Consider the following 17,926-nt stretch of genomic DNA (forward strand, 5'->3'; position numbering starts at 1 on the left):
GACAAGGTCATCAAGACCATGAAGGAAACGGGCGCCGACATGAGCGTCAAGTACAAGGAGACGGCCCGGGGCGGGCTGGCGGTCAACATCATCGAGTGCTAGGGAAAACAGGCCTTCCCTGATCACGAGGCGGAATATCCCCGGGACCGGCTCGGCGCAGGGGCCTCCGACGAAGGGGTAGGCGTTCACGGCGGCGACGATCCGGCCGTCCCGGACGCGAGCTGCGGCTGCCATGGTGTGGCCGCGACAGGCGCCGCCTCTCGTCGTCATCGATCTCGCGGACGCGTACTCGTTCCGCCACCCCAGCCTGACGACACCACGCCGCTCGACGGGCGGGGCTTTACGACCGATCCGGTGAAATGCAGCGACATGCCGCAAGATCGACACTCTCCGTGTCTACATAAGTACTATCAGTGACATCATCGGTCGATCTGACTGCCCTGCAGCGGATCGGCACCCGGAGGCTGAAGTGGGAACGCTGAGCAGGCTGGAACAGCGCTTCGAGGCTCTAGTCAACGACACCTTCGCCAAGATCTTCAGATCCGCCGTGCAGCCCCTGGAGTTCGCCGGCGCGCTCCGGCGCGAGTGCGACGTCAACGCCAGGATCTGGATGCAGGGCTGCACCATCGCACCCAACGGTTTCGTCGTCGAACTCAGTCCGGGCGACCACGAGGCCTACGGCGCATGCCTGGTCATGCTCGGCGAAGAGCTGGTCGAGAAGGTGCGCGCACATGCCGAGGAACAGCAGTACTCGTTCGTAGGTCCGTTGAAGGTTCAGCTACAGCGGACGGAGAACTTGAAGGCCGGGCAGTATCGCGTGCGCAGCCGCCTCGAGGTGCCGCCCGAGGTCCAGCACGCCCTGGAAGTCGACCAGCGGTACCGCGCCACGTACGCGACGGCGGTCGGGCTGGGCGGCGGCGCCCGGACCCGGCAACCGCCGCCGCATGTCCTGCGGGGCGACAAGCGGGCACTGACCCCTGCTCAGTTTATATCGATGGGGCTTTCCTTCAGCGAAAACGGCAGCTTGGTCCGCGCCGCCCCGCCGAGCGCTCTCGCCGCGCCACCGCGGCCGCTCCGCCCCATCGAGCCCGTGACGGACCGCCCGGGCGTCGTCGTCCTGTCTCGGTCCGGTCACGCGGTGCGTGCCCCCGCTGCCGGGCAGGGCGGGCGTCCGGCGCTCGAGCCCGCAGGAGTGGTACCGGGCGTAAAGCCTGCCCGCCGCCACGCCGTCGACTCCGTGCCCGAGGGGCCCATCATCTCGTCGAAAGGACAGAACATGACGAACGATCGCGACACGTACACCGACGATCGTGCACCCGGCAGGGGCAGGGAGCTCTCCGACGGGCTCGTTCCCACGCCGCCGGACCCGCACGTCGCCGACGGGCCCCAGGCCGCCGTGCCGACGGAGCCGTTGACCAGCCCGCGGGCGGCCAACGAGACCGTGCCGCAGGGCGGGCCGGCGGAGAATCACTCCCCGGCGCCTGCGGGGAACTTCGGCGCAGTACCCCTTGCGGTTCCCTATGACAGGGGAGCGCCGGCGACCCGGGTCGCCGGCGGACCACCGCCCTACGCTCGCCCGCCGGCGCACCACACTCCGGCACAATGGCTGGAGCCGGACTGGAACGGCCGCGGGACACTGGGGCACAGTGCGACTGTCGAGCTCTCCTCCGACCGCCTGCTGCGCGGCCGACCCAGCGGCCGACGAATCCTCAGCCGGTTGCGCGTCGGCGGCAAGACCGCCGAACGAGAGCGCCAGCAGAAGTTGGCCATCCTCCGCACGCCGGTGATGCAGTGCCACAAGATCGCCGTCATCAGCCTCAAGGGCGGAGTCGGCAAGACGACCACCACGACCGCCCTGGGCGCGACTCTCGCCACCCAGCGGCAGGACCGGGTCGTCGCGATCGACGCCAATCCGGACGCAGGCACCCTCAGCCGCCGTGTCCGTCGCGAAACCGGCGCGACCATCCGCGACCTCGTAGCCGAAATCCCGAACCTCACCAACTACATGTCCGTACGGCGCTTCACCTCCCAATCCCCGAGCGGCCTCGAGGTCCTGGCCAATGAGGTGGACCCCGCTCTCTCGACGGCGTTCAACGACGAGGACTACCGACAGGTCGTCAGCTGCCTGGGACAGCACTACCCGATCATCCTCACCGACTCCGGCACCGGCCTGCTGCACAGCGCGATGCGGGGCATCCTGGATTTCGCCGATCAACTGATCGTGGTCGCCACGCCCAGCGTGGACGGCGCGACCAGCGCCAGTACCACCCTGGACTGGCTCATTGCGCACCAGTACGAGGACCTCGTCAGCCGGAGTATCACCGTGGTGTCCGAGGCGCGCCGTAAGAGCAAGGTGGTGAAGGTGAACGAGGTCGTGCAGCATTTCCGTGCCCGTTGCCGGGGTGTGGTGATGATCCCGTTCGACGAGCACCTCGCGACGGGCTCGGAGGTCGATCTGGAGCAGATGAAGGCGCGGACCCGCGAGGCCTACTTCGACCTGGCGACGCTGGTGGCCGCGGACTTCCCTCGCACCCAGCCCGATGCCGTGAGCTGGGCGGCCTCCTACCCTCACTCGGGATACAACGCGCCCAGCTATTTCGCCGCTCCTGCACGGGCGTGATCTGTCACCGGAGCCGATCTGCCGGCTGATTTCGAGGCGTCGGCCCTGGAGGACCCGGCGGTGGGAGGAGACGCTGACGCGGTTGCGGAACCACCCTGCCGTACGAGCCCGACACGAGAGGCCCCGGATCCGTCCGGGGCCTCTCGCCAGGCAGCACCCTGCCTCCGGGACGTACGGCGCTGGTTCGGCAGAATGCAGCCGTGCGCGCAGGCAGCGTCCGGCCCTCGACGGTCGGTACAGTCCCCGAGGTGACTCAAGGCGAGCCCGCTCGTGCCGAATCCACAGGTCGAACATCGAGTGCCGAGGGAGCTTCCCCCGAAATGAGCAGGTCCGTCGTCAGTGCCGTCAGCAGTAACGGCACGTACTCCTTCACCAAGCCCAACCGTGCGAGCGTCACGCTGGTCGCCGGGCTCGGGGTGGAGGGGGATGTGCATGCCGGGGCCACGGTGAAGCATCGGTTCCGGATGGAGAAGGATCCCTCGCAGCCGAATCTGCGGCAGGTGCACCTCATCCACGAGGAGCTCTTCGAGGAGGTGCGTGCGGCCGGGTTCGAGGTGGCCGCCGGGCAGCTCGGCGAGAACGTGACCACCCGGGGGCTCGATCTGCTCGCGCTGCCCGTCGGGGCGCGACTGCGGCTCGGGGCCGAGGCCGTGGTCGAGGTGACCGGGCTGCGCAACCCCTGCGCCCAGATCGACGGCTTCCGGAAGGGGCTCATGAAGCAGGTCGTCGGACGCGGACCGGACGGCCGTCCGGCGTTCAAGTCCGGGATCATGAGCGTCGTGCTCAGCGGGGGCGTGGTGCGGCCCGGGGACTCGATCACCGTCGAGCTGCCGGACGGGCCGCACCTGCCCCTCGCGATCGTCTGACCGGTCCGGACCGGACCGGACCGGACCGGGACAGGACCGGACCAGGAGCAGTCCTAGCCGCGGAACGTCGCCGGGCGTTCCGGGCTCGCCTCGGTCAGGGCCTTGGCGACCGCTTCCGTGCCGGCTCGCAGGCCGTAGACGGGGGTGTCGGGCTGCTGGCGCCAGGAGTCGGCTATGCCGCCCGTGTCGACGGTGTCGAAGCCGAGCTCGTCGATCAGGGCGCGCACCTTCGCCTTCGCCGGCTCGTCGCCGGCCACCGGGAGCGCCATGCGGTCGGGGTCGCCGGCCGGGAGCGGGCGGTCCAGGATGTCCTGGGCGTAGGTGCCGTTGAACGCCTTGACGACCGGGTGGCCGATCTGACGTTCCGTCCAGCCGCTCTCGGTGAGGCCCTCGTCCTCGATCGCCGCGATCCGGCCGTCGCGCTGCTGCGGGTAGTAGTTGTTGGTGTCGATGACGGCCACGTCGGCGGCCGCGCCGTCCAGGATGCCGGACGGCAGGTTCGGGACCGCCTTCACCGGGATCGTGATCACCACGACCTCCGCGCCCTTCGCCGCCTCCTCGACGGCGACGGGGGTCGCCCCCGTCTCCTCGGCGAGTTCCGTGAGCGTCTGCGGGCCGCGGGAGTTCGCGACGGAGACGTCGTGGCCGAGGGCGGTGAGGCGCCGGGTGAGGTTGCCGCCGATGTTGCCCGCGCCGATGATGCCGATCTTCATGACTGGCCCTGCTTTCCGGAGTCGCACGTCGGAATCAATGCGTGTGCATGCTTCTGAGTGGGCTCAACCGGAGGGCTTCGCCGGTTATTCCGGTGCGGCGAACGGATCCTCCAGCTCCGCCGTCAGTACGGCCGCCACGGTCTCCGCGCCCCCTCCGCGACCGCCCGGACGAGCGCCTCGTGGGCCGCGTCGGCCGTGTCGGGATCCTCCTCGCGCAGCCCGGCCAGGGCCAGGAGGTCGACCAGGCCCGCCGTCATCCGGGTCAACTCCCCGTGCGTTGGTCGCCCGTGCCCATGGGGGTACCTCCCGGGTCGAGCGAAGCCGAGAGCTGGGGGAGCCGGAGCCTCGGCTGCCGCTTCTGGACGAACCGGCGACCGGTCTGGACCTGCCCGGCCGCGAACGCCTGATCGACGCGCTGGACACCCTGCGCCGGGCGCATCCCCGGCCGACGCCGCCGGGCCTGAGGAGCCCGGCACACGGAAGGAAGCCGGGCATGCGGAAGCCGGTGCATGCGGAAGGGGCGCCCCGCGTCAGCGGGGCGCCCCTTTTCCGCGCGTCTCACTTGTTCAGGTAGGCCCAGAACTCGTCGAACGAGAGAACCTTGTCCCCGTTGAGGTCACGGCTCTTGATGAGGACCTCGGCGACCGCCTCGGTGACGTTCCAGTCGCCCTCCTGGGCGAGGGCGGTCTTGAACTCGGCCGCGGTGATGAATCCGTCACCGTCCGTGTCGATCCGCTGGAACTGCTTGCGCGCTTCTTCGATGTCGGCCACCGATCCGCCCCTTTTTCTTTTTCTTGTCCCGCTGTCGTACTGACGCAGGTCAGATTAACCGGCCGCCCGAGCGGCGAGTGCGGCGACCACCCAGGCGAACTCCTCCTCGTGGGCCTCGAGCGGGATGCCCTTGAGGACGGCCATCAGCTCCCGGTAACGGGCCAGGCGCACATTGTGGGTCGCCTTCATGCGTTCCAGGACGGCGACGCGGTCGGCCTTGCCGAGCAGGTTGTCGAGGATCTCGTCCGCCTCCCGGGACTCGGGGGCGATCCCCTGTTCGAGGGCCTCGCCCACCAGCTCGACCAGCCGCTTGAAGAACCACATCGACGCCCCGCGCGGGGTTTCGTGCGCCCGGTCGGCGGAGTTGAACTCGGCCGCCTGCCGCATCTGCACCCGGAATTCCGGGTCCTGCACCATTTCGGCCAGCTCCACCCAGGCATCCACCTGCTCGGGCGTCGGGTCCTCCGGCAGGTCCAGCGCACTCGCGCGCATCCGCTCCCGGATGTCCGGGTCCGCCAGGTCGAGCCCGTGGAACATCTCGTCCACGAACTCCTGGAGAATCCGTCTCCGCTCCCCCGCCGAAAGCCTCGCCAGCTTGTTCATCAAGGTCATCTCCTCTGCGGTCGAACCGCGTCGCGTCACGGACGACAGCACCGCACGAGTCACCCGCAGCGAGCTGATCTGCGCGTCCAGCGCGGTCACATGCGCCGCCGCGACCTCCGCGACCGTCCGTTCCCCGGCCAGCACCCGGCGCGCGTCGGCCAGGCCGAGGCCCAGCTCGCGCAGGGTGCGGATGAGCTCCAGCCGGGCGGCGGACTCGGCGCCGTAGAGGCGGTAGCCGCCGGCCGACCGGGTCACCGGGGTCAGGACGCCCTCGTCGGACCAGTAGCGGATGGTGCGCACGGACAGTCCGGTGGCGCGGGCCAGTTCGCCGATGGTGAGAAGTCGGGTGCCGTCGTCGATCATGTCTGGGAGTCTGGGCCTTCCAGTGGGTGGAGACTCAAGGAGCGCGGAGGCGTCGATGGCGGTGGAGACCTTGCGAACCATTCTCGACGCGGCCGCCCGCGGCGACTTCCCGCCCTCCGACGGCCGGACGACGATCGTCCCCCAGCCCTCCCACCGGGACGCGGGAGTCCTCGCCTTCACCGCGCACGCCGTGGTGTTCACGGACGAGGACCCGGACTGGGTGCACGCGGCGCTGCGCGCCGTGGACTGCGACGCGTTGGCCGCGCCCATGAACCCGCGGTTCCTGGCGGCGTTCCTGGAGCGGACCGGGCGCAGGTCCGAGACCGTCGACGCGATGCTGGTCGGCGCTCCGCTGCCCGGTGAGCCGCCGCTCGCGCTGAAGGAGGTCGAGGACGCCGGTCACCCGCGCGTCGGCTACGCCCGCCGGCGGCGCGACGAGGTACGGGCGTGGGAGGCGGACGGCGGGGTGCTGGTGACGGGGCGCGGGATCGCCGGGCGGCTGGAGGTCTCGGTCGAGGTCGACGAGGGGGCCCGGCGCCGGGGGCTGGGCCGGGCCCTGGTGACGGCGGCCCGCCAGCTGGTCACGGAGCCGCTGTGGGCCCAGGTCGCGCCGGGGAACGCCCGCAGCATGCGGACGTTCCAGGCCGCCGGTTACCGTCCCGTGGGCGCGGAGGCGCTCTTCATCGCGGCCTAGGGCTTCTGATGGATCTCCGCGGCGTCGCGGCGTTCGGCACGCACTCTCGCCGCACCGGGCGAGAGCACGCACCGAACGCCGCTCCTTCTCCCACGGAGATCCATCAGAAGCCCCCTAGCGGAAGATGCCCGTGTGGCCGAGGGAGTAGCGGCCGGGCTGAGGGTAGACGGCGAGGCCGTGCGGGCCGCTGCCGACCTTGATGCGGGCGAGCTGGCGGCCGGTGGCGGTGTCGATGGCGTACACCTCGGAGTTGTACCGCCCGGACAGCCACAGGACCTTGCCGTCCGCGGAGACGCCGCCCATGTCCGGGCTGCCGCCCTGCGGGAGTCGCCACTTCTTCGTGAGCCGGTTCTCGTGGAAGTCGAAGACGGAGACGGTTCCCTCGCCGCGGTTGGAGATGTACATCTCGCGGGAGTCGCGGCCGATGTACAGCCCGTGGCAGCCCTTGCCGGTGTGCAGGAACTCCGGCTCGCCGAAGGTGTCGCCGTCGACGATCCACATCCCGTGGGCCATCATGTCGGCGATGTAGAACCGCTTCCCGTCGGGCGAGACCTTCACGTCCTGCGGCATGGCTCCCTTGAACGGCAGTTTCCGCTGGGCGACGACCTTCATCTGCTCGGTGTCGACCTTCAGCAGCTCGCCGCTGAACTCGCAGGACACGATGAAGTACCTCCCGTCGAGCGAGAAGTCGGCGTGGTTGACGCCATAGCAGGTGACCGGTTCGGTCTTGATCCGCTTCATGGTGTGCGGGTCGCGGAAGACGAGCTCGCGGTCGAGGGAGGCCATGACGACGGCGTACTTGCCGTTGGGCGTGAAGTAGAGGTTGTACGGGTCGTGCACCTCGACCGACCGGCCCGCCTTGCCGGTCTTCGGGTCGATGGGGGTGAGGGTGTGCCCGCGGTTGTTGTTGACCCACAGGGTCTTCAAGTCCCAGGAGGGGACGACGTGTTGGGGCTGGCGGCCGACGTGGACGGTCTCGATCACCTGGTACGTCTTCGGGTCGATGACCGAGACGGAGTCGGACTCGGTGTTGGGCACGTAGACCCGGGACGGGAAGTCCTTGACGACCGGGGAGAGCCTGTTCGGGCGGTCGGCGGCGTAGACGTCCTTCGGGTCCAGCACCGGCGGCATGCCGGGCAGGCCGTCGACGAGCGGTTTCACCGGCTTCTTCACCGGCGCCGGGGCCGCCGCCCGGGTGGCCCGCTCCGAGCCGTCCTTGGTCGCGCCGTCCCCCTCGGTGCCGCAGGCGGCGAGGGCGGCGAGGGCGGCGAAAGCGACGACGGCCGGCAGGGCGCTCTTCGCGAGGTTTCGGTGCATCAGCCGATCAGCTCCGTGGTGGTGACCGCGTGCAGTCCGCGGCGGGCGAGTTCGTCCAGGACGGCCGGAAGCGCGGCGACCGTGTCCGCGTACCCGAAGTGCAGGCTCACGACGGACCCGCCCCGGACCTCGCCGAGGATGTTCCGGGCGACGGCGGGAGCGCCGGGCGAGGTGAAGTCGAGGGAGTCGACGTCGTAGGAGAGGACGTGCGGGTAGCCGGCGCGGCGGGCGAGCGCCTCGACGAGCGGGGAGGCGCGGACGGCGCGGGAGGGGCGGAACCAGGTGCCGATGGACCCGGTGAGCCTGCGCAGCCGCTCGGCGCAGCCGGCGATCTCGGCCGCCGCCTCCGCCTCGGGCATGGCGTTGACGTCCAGGTGACGCTGGGTGTGGTTGCCGAGGTCGTGGCCGCCGTCCAGGATCCGGCGGGCGAGGTCGGGATGTTCGTCGAGCCAGCTCCCGACGGCGAGCACGGTGACCCGGGCGCCGTGCCGCTCGGCTTCGGCGAGCAGGGCGCGGGCGACGGAGGGTTCCCCCTGCCCGTGGAAGGTGAGCGCGACCCGGGGACGGTCCCGGGGGCCGTGGCTGATCTGGGCGGGCTGCCGGGGGAAGGCGCGGGGGCCGGGGGCCGCGCCGACGGAGGGGGCGCGGGAGGTGGGGGCGCGCGGGGCGACGGCGCCCGAAGGGAGGCCGGACGAAGAGCACGCGCCCGCGAACGCACCCCCGACGACGAGCCCGGTGCCCGCCCGCAGCACGGAACGACGGTCGGATGTGGTCACCCGCACCATTTAAAGGGGGATATGCACCATTTCCGGCGATTGACGCAAGCCGGGAGCATTTCGCGGCCAGGGCCTGCCCGGCCGAACACCCCGCGTCTGCCGCATGACCGGCCGGGCAGGTCCTAGCGGTCGGCGACCCGCATCTCGAACCAGGTCGTCTTGCCCCGGGGGAGCAGGTCCACGCCCCAGCGGTCGGAGAGCTTGTCGACGAGGAACAGGCCGCGGCCGCTGACGTCCAGCTCCTGGACCGGCATCAGACAGGGCAGGCCGCGGGACGGGTCGCGGACCTCGACGCGGATCCAGCCGCGGCGGCGGCGCATGCGGAGACCGAAGACACGGGCGCCGGTGTGCCGTACCGCGTTGCCGACGAGTTCGGACACGAGGAGGACCGCGTCCTCCGTCATCTTGGGGGTCAGCCCCCATTGCCTCAGGACGACGACCTGGGCCAGCCGGCGGGCGGTCGCGGCGGACTCGGGGCGGGACGGCAGCGGAACCTCGCCCTCCGTCGGATTGCCGAACAACTCCAGCGCCTTGAGCGCCCGTTCGTCCTCGACCGCGGGCGACCAGCGCGCCGCGGTCGCACGGCTCGGTCCCCGCGGCTGTTCGATGCCCTCCAGCCCCGCCATGCCCCCATCATGGCCGCCCAGCACGCCCTCCGGGGCCGTTCCGACGGAATACGCCCGGCGGAATCAACCGTTCCGGATGATGCGATCGGCATATGCCAGTGGCAGCACAAAGTCTGACGAACCCGCGCCGACCTGCGATGACGGCACGCCCCAAGGCAATCGACGGGCTCCCTCGACAAGGCAGACTCAAGGCCGCCTTAGGGTTCTGATAAACCGCCCCATCGAGGGACCAGGGCGGGACCCCGGTGAGACATCCCGTCAATTGCAAGTGATTCCGGGGAGTTCGAAGGAGACGTCACTCACAGGACACAGCAGGCGCGGGCTCACAGGAACTTGGCCTTGCCCGGCCCTTCCGCCACGAAACTGCGCATGCCGATCTCGCGGTCGGGGGTCGCGAACAGGCTCGCGAACCAGCCGCGTTCGACCGCCAGGCCGGTGTCGAGATCCGTCTCCAGACCGGTGTCGATCGACTCCTTCGCGGCGCGCAGCGCGAGCGCCGGGCCCTGCGCGAGCTTCGCCGCCCAGGCATGCGCCTCGGTGTACACGTCGGCGGCCGGGACGACCCGGTCCACCAGACCCAGGGCGAGCGCCTCGTCGGCCTTCACCATCCGGCCCGTGAAGATGAGGTCCTTGGCCTTGGAGGGGCCGATCAGCCGGGCCAGCCGCTGGGTGCCGCCGGCGCCGGGGATCAACCCGAGCAGGATCTCCGGCTGGCCCAGCTTGGCGTTGTCCCCGGCGATGCGGAAGTCCGCGCACAGCGCGAGCTCGCAGCCGCCGCCCAGCGCGTACCCGGTGACGGCCGCGACGACCGGCTTGGGGATCCGCGCCACGGCCGTGAAGGAGTCCTGCAGGGCGCGGGCGCGCAGGACCATCGCGGTGTGGTCCATCTCCTGCATCTCCTTGATGTCCGCGCCCGCCGCGAACACCTTCTCGCCGCCGTACACGACGACCGCGCGGACGTCGTCCCGCCGGGTCGCCTCCTCGGCGAGCTCCTTGAGACGGTCCTGCGTGGCGATGTCCAGCGCGTTCATGGGCGGCCGGTCGAGGCGGAGCGTGCCGACGCCTTCGGCGACTTCGAGATTCACGGTCATGGCAGCAGGTTAACGGGGGCTAACGGCGGCGGCCCGGTGCCGTGCGTCACAGGACGCACGGCACCGGGCCGCTCAAGAAGCCCGCTTCGGAAGAGTGCTACTTCTTCCACTCCGCCCAGGAGATGTTCCAGCCGTTGAGGCCGTTGGACGGGTCGACCGTCGGGTCGGTGGAGTTCTTCACGGTCACGACGTCGCCGACCATCGAGTGGTTGAAGAACCACGCGGCGGCGATGGAGCTGTCGTAGCCGCCGCGCACGTCCCGCAGGCCGATGCAGCCGTGGCTGGCGTTGTAGTTGCCGAAGGCGTCGCCGCCCCAGTAGTTGCCGTGCACGAAGGTGCCCGAGTTGGTCAGCCGCATGGCGTGCGGGACGTCCTTGATGTCGTACTCGCCGTCGTAGCCGACCGTGTCGCCGTTCATCCGGGTCACGGTGAACTTCTCGCTGATGACCATCTGGCCGTTCCAGGTCGCGTAGCCGGGCTTGCCGGTGGTGACCGGGATGGTCTTGACGACCTTGCCCTCCTGCATGACCTGCATCGTGTGCTTCTTGGCGTCCACGACGGACACCTGGTCGCGGCCGATGGTGAAGGACACGGTCTTGGTCTGCTCGCCGTAGACGCCCTTGCGGCCCTCGACGCCGTCGAGGTTGAGCGAGACCGTCACCTTGGTGCCGGCCTTCCAGTACTTCTCGGGACGGAAGTCCAGCCGGTCGTTGCCGAACCAGTGACCCTCGACCTCGACGGCCGGCACGGTCTTGATGGTGATGGCCTTCTCGACGTCGGCCGGCTTGGTGATGCCGCGCGTGAAGTTCACCGAGAACGGCATGCCCACGCCGACCGTCGAACCGTCCTCCGGCGTGAAGTTGCCGATGAAGGTGTTCTTCGGGCTCAGCGTGGTGAAGGAGGAGTCCTCGGCGGCCGTGCGGCCCGCGGAGTCCTTGGCGACCGCGTGCACCTGGTACGCGGTGGACGCGGCCAGGTGCGTGGCGGGCGTCCAGCCGACGCCGTCGGCCGAGATCGTGCCGTCGATCTTCTTGCCCTTGGCGTCCTGGACGGTGACCTCGGTCAGCTTGCCCTTGGCCGCGCTGACCTTCAGGGCGCCGCTGGTGTCCACGTCCTTCGCGCCGGTCTTCGGGGCGATGGTGACGACCGCCTCCGACTGCTTGCTCTCGGCGGTCGCCGAAGCGCCCTTGCCGCCGTCGTCCTTGGCGGTGGACCCGGAGTCCGAGTCCCCGCCCCCGCCGCACGCCGTGACGGCCAGCAGCAGCCCTCCGACGATCAGCGCCAACCGCTGGTCACGGCCGCGCGAGCGCCCTCCAACCGACGCCCCCGATATCGGTCGCACGTTCAAAGTCGTTCTCCCCACTCCCCCGGGCCCTCCCCGGGCCCGCAGCGACGCGTCGCCCGCGTTCGCCGCATATTAACCACAAGGTCAGCGGCCCTGACGGGCCAAGATTGTCACCGTTCGGTCCCAAGTAGGACCGTGAATCCGGGGGGAAGGTTGCATCCGGGGAGGGGGCAGTTCACGGCTTCGGTCCCGGCGTCAGTTCACGGCGCTTCCGGCAAGCCACTCCTGCCAGTTCATGTTCCAGCCGCCGAGCCCGTTGTCGGGGGCGACCTCCTTGTCCTTGCTGTGGACGACCTCGACGACGTCCCCGACGAGACTGCGGTCGAAGAACCAGCCCGCGGGCGTGTCCGCCCCGCCCCCCTTGACGTCCCGCAGACCGACGCAGCCGTGGCTGACGTTGGCCTTGCCGAAGACGTCCTCCGCCCAGTAGTTGCCGTGCAGGAAGGTGCCTGAGCTGGTCAGGCGCATGGCGTGCGGGACGTCCGGGATGTCGTACTCGCCCTTGCCGTCGGCCTTCTTGAAGCCGACCGTGGCGCCGTTCATCCGGGTCAGCTCCAGCATCTCGGTGACCACCATCTTGCCGTTGTAGGTGGTGTTCTTCGGCGCCCCGGCCGTGATCGGCACGGTGGCCAGCAGTTCGCCGTCGCGGCGCACCTGCATGGTGTGTTTCGCCGCGTCCACCAGGGACGTCTGGCTGCGGCCGACGGTGAAGGAGAACGACTTCTGCTGGAGCCCGTAGACGCCGGGCGCCCCTTCGACGTCCCGCAGCCCGAGCGCGACCGTGACCCGGGTGCCGGGCTGCCAGTACTCCTCGGGGCGGAAGTCGAGCCGGGTGCTCCCGAACCAGTGGGGCCGGATGTCGGCCGCCGGTTCGGCGGTGACCCTGACGGCGCGTTCGACGGCCGCGCGGTCGGCGATCTCCCGGTTGAACTCCAGCGAGACGATCATCCCGGTGCCGACGGTGGAACGGTTCTCGGGGGTGACGTAGCCGATGAAGCGCTCCTTGGGGACGTAGGTGGTGAACGTGGTGTGGCGGGCCGAGCGGTTGCCCTCGCCGTCCAACGCCACGACGTCCACGGTGTAGCGGGCGGCGAGCCCGAGCCGGTCGTCGTCCGGCCGCCAGCTCAGACCGTCCGCGGCGATCCGCCCCCGGACGACGGCCTCCTGGGCGTCCTGCGACCGGACGACCTTCACCGACTCCAGCCGCCCGTCGGGCACCCGCACCCGCAACTCCTCCCCGGGCTGCACGCCCTTGGCGCCGTCCGCCGGGGCGACCCGGATGACGTCCTCGGGGGCCGGGGGTTTGCCGGCCATCCGGTCGAGCCCGCTCCGGCTGTCGCCGCCGGTGCAGCCCGCGGCCCCAGCAAGTAGTCCTGCCCATGTCATTACGGCGGCCAGTGCGACCCCCGCGCGCCGTGCGCGCCCTTGTACGTGCCTCACGGCGTGCCCAACGATCGGGCACGCCCCGGGGAAACGTGAGTGCGAGGGCCGCTCTGGGCAGAAAAGGGAGGAGGACGACGTGAGAAGGGGCCGCGGCGGGACACCGCGCGCTCTTTCCCCACGTCGTTCCATGAGCCGCGGGAGGCGAGCCGGTGTCCAGCGCAGCCGAGCAGGAGGCGGTGGCGGCAGAACGCGCCACGCCGGACATCGTCGTGAACGGTGCGCCGCGCAAGGTGCCCGGGCCGCTCGTGCGGCCGGGCGCGTCCACGCCGTTGGGGGCCCGGTTCCGGGTCGGCCCGGACGGGGTCGCGGGCACCAACTTCGCGCTGTGGGCGGGCGGAGCGGAGTCCGTCGAGCTCTGCCTGTTCGACGAGGCGGGGCGGGAGACGCGGGCCCGGCTCACCGAGCTCACACACGAGATCTGGCACGGCTTCGTGCCCGGGGTCATGCCGGGCCAGCGCTACGGCTACCGGGTGCACGGCCGCTGGGACCCGTGGACCGGGGGCCGCTGGAACCCGGCGAAGCTGCTCCTGGACCCCTACGCCCGGGCGGTGGACGGCGAGTTCCGGCTGCCGCCCGAGGTGTACGGGCATGTCCGCGACTGGCCCCAGCAGCAGGTCGCCGACACCGTCCGCGACGAACGGGACTCCGCACCGCACGTCCCGAAGGGCATCGTCGTGCACGATGACGACGACTGGGCCGACGACCGCCGGCCCAAGACCCCGTGGGCGGACTCGGTGATCTACGAGCTGCACGTCCGCGGCTTCACCCGGCTGCACCCCGGGATTCCGGAGGAACTGCGCGGCACGTACGCCGGCCTGGCGCACCCGGCGGCGATCGAGCACCTGGTGCGGCTGGGCGTGACGGCGGTCGAGCTGCTGCCCGTCCACCAGTTCGCGCACGAGGACCATCTGCTGCGCCGCGGGCTGAAGAACTACTGGGGCTACAACTCGATCGGCTACTTCGCCCCGCACGCCGCGTACGCCGCCGCCGGGACGACGGGGCAGCAGGTCGGCGAGTTCAAGCGGATGGTGCGCGCGCTGCACGCGGCCGGCATCGAGGTCGTCCTGGACGTCGTCTACAACCACACGGCGGAGGCGGGCGAGCTGGGCCCGACCCTCTCCCTGAAGGGCATCGACAACCGCGGCTACTACCGCCTCCAGTCCGACGCCCGCCGGTACGCGGACTACACGGGCTGCGGGAACACCCTGCACGTGGTCCAGCCGCACGTGCTGCGCCTGATCACCGACTCGCTGCGCTACTGGGTGACCGAGATGGGCGTCGACGGCTTCCGCTTCGACCTCGCGGCCGCCCTGGCCCGCTCCATGCACGACGTCGACATGCTCTCCCCGTTCCTGGCGGTGATCGCGCAGGACCCGGTGCTGCGCCGGGTCAAGCTGATCGCGGAGCCGTGGGACGTCGGCTCGGGCGGCTACCAGGTGGGCGCCTTCCCACCCCTGTGGACGGAGTGGAACGACCGATACCGCGACACGGTCCGCGACTTCTGGCGGCACGCGCTGCCGGACGTGCGGGAGATGGGCTACCGGCTGTCGGGCTCCAGCGACCTGTACGCGTGGGGCGGGCGGCGACCGTACGCGTCCGTCAACTTCGTCACCGCGCACGACGGCTTCACCCTGCGCGACCTGGTGTCCTACGAGCGCAAGCACAACGAGGCCAACGGCGAGGGCAACCGGGACGGCACGAACGACAACCGGTCCTGGCACGGCGGGGTCGAGGGCGAGACGTCCGACGAACGCGTACGGGCGCTGCGGCGACGGCAGTTGAGGAACCTGCTGACGACCCTGCTGCTGTCGACAGGGGTGCCGATGCTGGTCGCCGGCGACGAACTCGGGCGCACCCAGGGGGGCAACAACAACGCCTACTGCCAGGACAACGAGATCAGCTGGGTGGACTGGGGGCTGCTCGCGGACCCGGGCTGGCGGGCCCTGTACGACCTCACCGCCCGGCTCATCGCGCTGCGCCACCGCCATCCGGTGCTGCGGCGCCGCGCGTTCTTCTCCGGGCGGGCGCATTCGGCGGACGGGCTGCGGGACCTGGCCTGGTTCACGCCGCGGGGCGCGGAGATGACGGAGGACGACTGGTACGCGCCCGCGGCGACGCTGGGGATGTACCTGTCCGGGCGGGACATTCCCGGCCGGGACGAGCGGGGCGCGCCGATCACCGACGACAGCTTTCTGGCGGTGCTGCACGCGGGGGACGCCCCGGTGGACTTCGTCCTGCCGGGGCCGCCGTGGGCGGAGCGCTACGAGGTCGTCGTGGACACGTCCAGGGAGGAGCAGGCGGCGGCGCCGGAGGTGACACACCCCGCGGGGGCGGCGGTGCGGGTGCCGGGGCGGGCCGTGCTGCTGCTGCGGGTGGTGGGCTGAGGGGTCCGGGGTTCGCCGAGGCGGCGTTGCAACCTCGTGAACTCCCGCCCGGATCCCTGGTCATGCGCGGCGGCCCGCTGATCGACTGACGCACATGCCCGAGATCTCGCGCCGTGTCTTCGGTGGTCTCGTCGGCGGCGGTGCCGTGAGCGCCGTCGCCGGCCCGGCCACCGCGGCCGAAGCCGCCCCCACCGTCACCGAACGGCCGTTCAAGGCCCGCCCCACCGCCGGCGGCAGACGCCCCAACCTGCTGGTCGTCCTCGGCGACGACCTGCGCGAACAGGCCGATCTCGCCCCGGACGGACCCGAGTTGCTCGCGGAACTCAAGGCGTCCTGGGAGAAGACCGCCTCCGGCCTGCTGCCGTATCCCGCCTGAACGGGCCTCGTCCGCGAACGAGCGGTGTCACGGCCGGTCCCGGCCCAGGATCCTCCGGTCGTACGCCGTCGCCACCGCCGCCGCGCGGTCGTTGACGCCCAACTTGGCGTACAGGTGAGTGAGATGGGTCTTCACGGTGGCCTCGCTGATGAACAGTTCGCGGGCGATCTCCCGGTTGGACGTGCCCTTGGCGACCAGGGCCAGCACCTCGCGCTCGCGTGCGGAGAGGGGCTCGTTGCCGCCGGGGGCGCGGACCGCGGAGACCAGCCGGGAGGCGACCGCCGGGGAGAGGACCGTACGACCCTCCGCGGCGGCCCGCACCGCCGCGAAGAGCTCCTCGCGCGGCGCGTCCTTGAGGAGGTAGCCGGTCGCGCCCGCCTCGATCGCCGGGATGGTGTCGGAGTCGGTGTCGTACGTGGTCAGGACAAGAACCTTGGCGCGGGACCGGCGGCGGGTGAGTTCGGCGATGGCCGCCACTCCGCCGCCGCCCGGCATGCGCAGGTCCATGAGGATCACGTCGGGATCGAGCTCTGCGGCCCGGGTCAGCGCCTCCTCGCCACCGGCCCCCTCGCCGAGGACCGTGAATCCCGGCACGGAGTCGAACATGCCGCGCAGGCCGTCGCGTACGACGGGATGGTCGTCCACGATCAGGAGGCTGATCACCAGGTCATCGCTCATCGCGGACCAACGGTACGCGAGCCGACAGGGCCGTGCCGTGGCCCGGCTCGGTCTCGACGGTCAACGAGCCCGCGACGCGTTCGGCGCGGGCGCGCATGCCGTCGAGGCCGAACCCTCCGGAGGGGGTGCGGGCGGGGAGCGTGAGGGGGTCGAAGCCGCGGCCGTCGTCGCGGATGTCGAGGATCACCTCGTCGCCCAGGTAGGAGAGGGTGACGCCGACGCGGTCGGCATGGGCGTGCCGGGCGGCGTTGGACAGGGCCTCCTGGACGATCCTCAGGACGGTCGCCGAGACCTCCTCGTGGAGCTGTTCGGCGGTGCCGGTGACGGTGAACTCGGCGCGCACGCCCGTCCGGTCGCCCCATTCGGCGACCGTCTTCTTCAGGGCCTCGGGCAGTCCGTCGCTCTCCAGCGCCACCGGGGCCAGGTTGTGGACCGAGCGGCGGGCCTCGCCGAGGCTGTGCCGGGCCAGGTCCATGGCGCGGCCCACGTGCTCGCGCGCACCGGCGGGGTCGGGGGTGCTCGCGACGACCTGCAGCTGGGCGATGATGCCGGTCAGGCCCTGCGCGAGGGTGTCGTGGATCTCTGCGGCGAGGCGGCGGCGTTCGTCGGCGACGCCCGCTTCCCGCGCCTGGACGAGGAGTTGGGCGTGCAGGGCGGCGTTCTCGTCGAGGGCCTGCTGCAACGCCTTGTTGGTGCGCTCCAGTTCGGCGATGGTCTCGGCCTGGACGCGGGCGCGCTCCTGCTCCTGATCGGTGAACCGGGTGAACACGCTGACGATGCCCATGTTGACGCCGAGGACGAGGAAGAAGCCGGTCCAGGGGACCAGCCCGTGCGGCGGCATGCCGCCCACCTCGCTGCCGGCCATGGTGATCGCGGTCAGGAACAGACCGGGCAGCACCAGCCGGCGGGGCAGCTCCCAGGCGGCGGTGTAGTAGCCGGCCACGGCGTAGAAGGCGAAGAACGGGTTGAGCCAGGTCAGGACGAACCCGAGGGCCCAGCGCAGGAAGTAGAGGCAGGTACCGGTCCGGCTCGGGCCCGGCTGCCTCCGCTTCAGTCTCCCCCACCGCACCTGCAGGACGACGCCCACGGCCACGAGTACGGCCGAGGCGACGACCCCGCGCCGGTCCATGCCGACCGGGCGCGCGGAGAGTGCCGCCGCGACGACACCGGCGGCCAGCAGCGCGTACGGCCCCCAGCTGTCGAAGGAGGCCCGGGACTCCACTGGCACGGTGTTCGTCACGGCCCCAGTGTCCGGCACAG

Annotated in this window: 17 protein-coding genes and 1 pseudogene; 6 read left to right on the plus strand and 12 right to left on the minus strand. The window is 71.1% G+C overall.

Annotated features, from left to right (window positions below; all coding sequences use genetic code 11):
• The first annotated feature begins 469 nt into the window (after window positions 1-469).
• Together AB0J04_RS22550 and AB0J04_RS22555 are read left to right on the plus strand one after the other, a co-directional pair.
• Window positions 470-2,620 carry an FhaA domain-containing protein gene (locus AB0J04_RS22550; RefSeq protein ID WP_363170332.1) on the plus strand — a complete coding sequence of 717 codons (2,151 nt, stop codon included), beginning with the start codon at window positions 470-472 and terminating at the stop codon, window positions 2,618-2,620.
• Between the two features lie 320 nt (window positions 2,621-2,940).
• Window positions 2,941-3,486 (plus strand): MOSC domain-containing protein, encoded by a 546-nt coding sequence (locus AB0J04_RS22555; RefSeq protein ID WP_363170333.1) that lies wholly within the window; start codon window positions 2,941-2,943, stop codon window positions 3,484-3,486.
• A 53-nt stretch (window positions 3,487-3,539) separates the two neighbouring features.
• Here the strand turns inward: AB0J04_RS22555 and AB0J04_RS22560 are convergent, their stop codons facing one another.
• Both AB0J04_RS22560 and AB0J04_RS22565 read right to left on the minus strand, forming a co-directional pair.
• Window positions 3,540-4,199, minus strand: coding sequence for an NAD(P)-binding domain-containing protein (locus AB0J04_RS22560; protein WP_363170334.1), 660 nt, complete (start codon window positions 4,197-4,199; stop codon window positions 3,540-3,542).
• A gap of 122 nt (window positions 4,200-4,321) precedes the next feature.
• The gene (locus AB0J04_RS22565) at window positions 4,322-4,456 is read right to left on the minus strand and encodes a hypothetical protein (RefSeq protein WP_363170335.1); all 135 of its coding nucleotides are present in this window, start codon (window positions 4,454-4,456) and stop codon (window positions 4,322-4,324) included.
• An 80-nt stretch (window positions 4,457-4,536) separates the two neighbouring features.
• Between AB0J04_RS22565 and AB0J04_RS22570 the strand changes: the two are divergent.
• Window positions 4,537-4,641, plus strand: a pseudogene (locus tag AB0J04_RS22570) (ABC transporter ATP-binding protein); the annotation flags it as partial.
• A gap of 116 nt (window positions 4,642-4,757) precedes the next feature.
• Here AB0J04_RS22570 and AB0J04_RS22575 read toward each other — a convergent pair.
• Window positions 4,758-4,970 (minus strand): EF-hand domain-containing protein, encoded by a 213-nt coding sequence (locus AB0J04_RS22575; RefSeq protein WP_363170336.1) that lies wholly within the window; start codon window positions 4,968-4,970, stop codon window positions 4,758-4,760.
• A 54-nt stretch (window positions 4,971-5,024) separates the two neighbouring features.
• The gene (locus tag AB0J04_RS22580; RefSeq protein ID WP_363170337.1) at window positions 5,025-5,936 is read right to left on the minus strand and encodes a MerR family transcriptional regulator; all 912 of its coding nucleotides are present in this window, start codon (window positions 5,934-5,936) and stop codon (window positions 5,025-5,027) included.
• Window positions 5,937-5,997: 61 nt separating this feature from the next.
• Here AB0J04_RS22580 and AB0J04_RS22585 point away from each other — a divergent pair, with 61 nt between their 5' ends.
• Complete coding sequence (locus AB0J04_RS22585) at window positions 5,998-6,630, plus strand: GNAT family N-acetyltransferase (RefSeq protein ID WP_363170371.1); 633 nt, start codon at window positions 5,998-6,000, stop codon at window positions 6,628-6,630.
• 114 nt (window positions 6,631-6,744) lie between these two features.
• Here the strand turns inward: AB0J04_RS22585 and AB0J04_RS22590 are convergent, their stop codons facing one another.
• From AB0J04_RS22590 to AB0J04_RS22615, 6 genes are all read right to left on the minus strand, one after another.
• The gene (locus AB0J04_RS22590; protein ID WP_363170338.1) at window positions 6,745-7,947 is read right to left on the minus strand and encodes a hypothetical protein; all 1,203 of its coding nucleotides are present in this window, start codon (window positions 7,945-7,947) and stop codon (window positions 6,745-6,747) included.
• On the minus strand, window positions 7,947-8,732 hold the full coding sequence (locus AB0J04_RS22595; protein ID WP_363170339.1) for a polysaccharide deacetylase family protein: 786 nt from the start codon (window positions 8,730-8,732) through the stop codon (window positions 7,947-7,949). Before AB0J04_RS22595 ends, AB0J04_RS22590 begins: the two co-directional genes overlap by 1 nt.
• 113 nt (window positions 8,733-8,845) lie before the next feature.
• The gene (locus AB0J04_RS22600; protein WP_363170340.1) at window positions 8,846-9,349 is read right to left on the minus strand and encodes an ATP-binding protein; all 504 of its coding nucleotides are present in this window, start codon (window positions 9,347-9,349) and stop codon (window positions 8,846-8,848) included.
• Between the two features lie 323 nt (window positions 9,350-9,672).
• Window positions 9,673-10,440, minus strand: coding sequence for an enoyl-CoA hydratase-related protein (locus AB0J04_RS22605; RefSeq protein ID WP_363170341.1), 768 nt, complete (start codon window positions 10,438-10,440; stop codon window positions 9,673-9,675).
• Window positions 10,441-10,537: 97 nt separating this feature from the next.
• Window positions 10,538-11,788, minus strand: coding sequence for an Ig-like domain-containing protein (locus AB0J04_RS22610; protein ID WP_363170342.1), 1,251 nt, complete (start codon window positions 11,786-11,788; stop codon window positions 10,538-10,540).
• Window positions 11,789-11,980: 192 nt separating this feature from the next.
• The gene (locus tag AB0J04_RS22615; RefSeq protein WP_363170343.1) at window positions 11,981-13,225 is read right to left on the minus strand and encodes an Ig-like domain-containing protein; all 1,245 of its coding nucleotides are present in this window, start codon (window positions 13,223-13,225) and stop codon (window positions 11,981-11,983) included.
• 152 nt (window positions 13,226-13,377) lie between these two features.
• Here AB0J04_RS22615 and glgX point away from each other — a divergent pair, with 152 nt between their 5' ends.
• Window positions 13,378-15,612, plus strand: a complete 2,235-nt coding sequence (gene glgX / locus AB0J04_RS22620; RefSeq protein ID WP_363170344.1) for a glycogen debranching protein GlgX — start codon at window positions 13,378-13,380, stop codon at window positions 15,610-15,612.
• Window positions 15,613-15,706: 94 nt separating this feature from the next.
• Entirely contained in the window at window positions 15,707-15,988 is a 282-nt protein-coding gene (locus AB0J04_RS22625; protein WP_363170345.1) for a hypothetical protein, read from the plus strand.
• A gap of 27 nt (window positions 15,989-16,015) precedes the next feature.
• Here the strand turns inward: AB0J04_RS22625 and AB0J04_RS22630 are convergent, their stop codons facing one another.
• Together AB0J04_RS22630 and AB0J04_RS22635 are read right to left on the minus strand one after the other, a co-directional pair.
• Window positions 16,016-16,666: a response regulator transcription factor gene (locus AB0J04_RS22630; RefSeq protein ID WP_363170346.1), complete on the minus strand. Its 651-nt coding sequence runs from the start codon at window positions 16,664-16,666 to the stop codon at window positions 16,016-16,018.
• Window positions 16,656-17,906 (minus strand): sensor histidine kinase, encoded by a 1,251-nt coding sequence (locus AB0J04_RS22635; RefSeq protein ID WP_363170347.1) that lies wholly within the window; start codon window positions 17,904-17,906, stop codon window positions 16,656-16,658. Before AB0J04_RS22635 ends, AB0J04_RS22630 begins: the two co-directional genes overlap by 11 nt.
• Window positions 17,907-17,926: the final 20 nt, after the last annotated feature.

The sequence above is a fragment of the Streptomyces sp. NPDC050263 genome (genome assembly GCF_040655955.1).
Taxonomy (GTDB): Bacteria; Actinomycetota; Actinomycetes; order Streptomycetales; family Streptomycetaceae; genus Streptomyces.

Coding starts and splice junctions, on each gene's coding strand:
- AB0J04_RS22600 (WP_363170340.1), bottom strand. CDS start 9,349: ATGGCGGGGCTGGAGGGCATCGAACAGCCGCGGGGACCGAGCCGTGCG.
- AB0J04_RS22565 (WP_363170335.1), bottom strand. CDS start 4,456: ATGACGGCGGGCCTGGTCGACCTCCTGGCCCTGGCCGGGCTGCGCGAG.
- AB0J04_RS22560 (WP_363170334.1), bottom strand. CDS start 4,199: ATGAAGATCGGCATCATCGGCGCGGGCAACATCGGCGGCAACCTCACC.
- AB0J04_RS22630 (WP_363170346.1), bottom strand. CDS start 16,666: ATGAGCGATGACCTGGTGATCAGCCTCCTGATCGTGGACGACCATCCC.
- AB0J04_RS22625 (WP_363170345.1), top strand. CDS start 15,707: ATGCCCGAGATCTCGCGCCGTGTCTTCGGTGGTCTCGTCGGCGGCGGT.
- AB0J04_RS22595 (WP_363170339.1), bottom strand. CDS start 8,732: ATGGTGCGGGTGACCACATCCGACCGTCGTTCCGTGCTGCGGGCGGGC.
- AB0J04_RS22590 (WP_363170338.1), bottom strand. CDS start 7,947: ATGCACCGAAACCTCGCGAAGAGCGCCCTGCCGGCCGTCGTCGCTTTC.
- AB0J04_RS22605 (WP_363170341.1), bottom strand. CDS start 10,440: ATGACCGTGAATCTCGAAGTCGCCGAAGGCGTCGGCACGCTCCGCCTC.
- AB0J04_RS22555 (WP_363170333.1), top strand. CDS start 2,941: ATGAGCAGGTCCGTCGTCAGTGCCGTCAGCAGTAACGGCACGTACTCC.
- AB0J04_RS22580 (WP_363170337.1), bottom strand. CDS start 5,936: ATGATCGACGACGGCACCCGACTTCTCACCATCGGCGAACTGGCCCGC.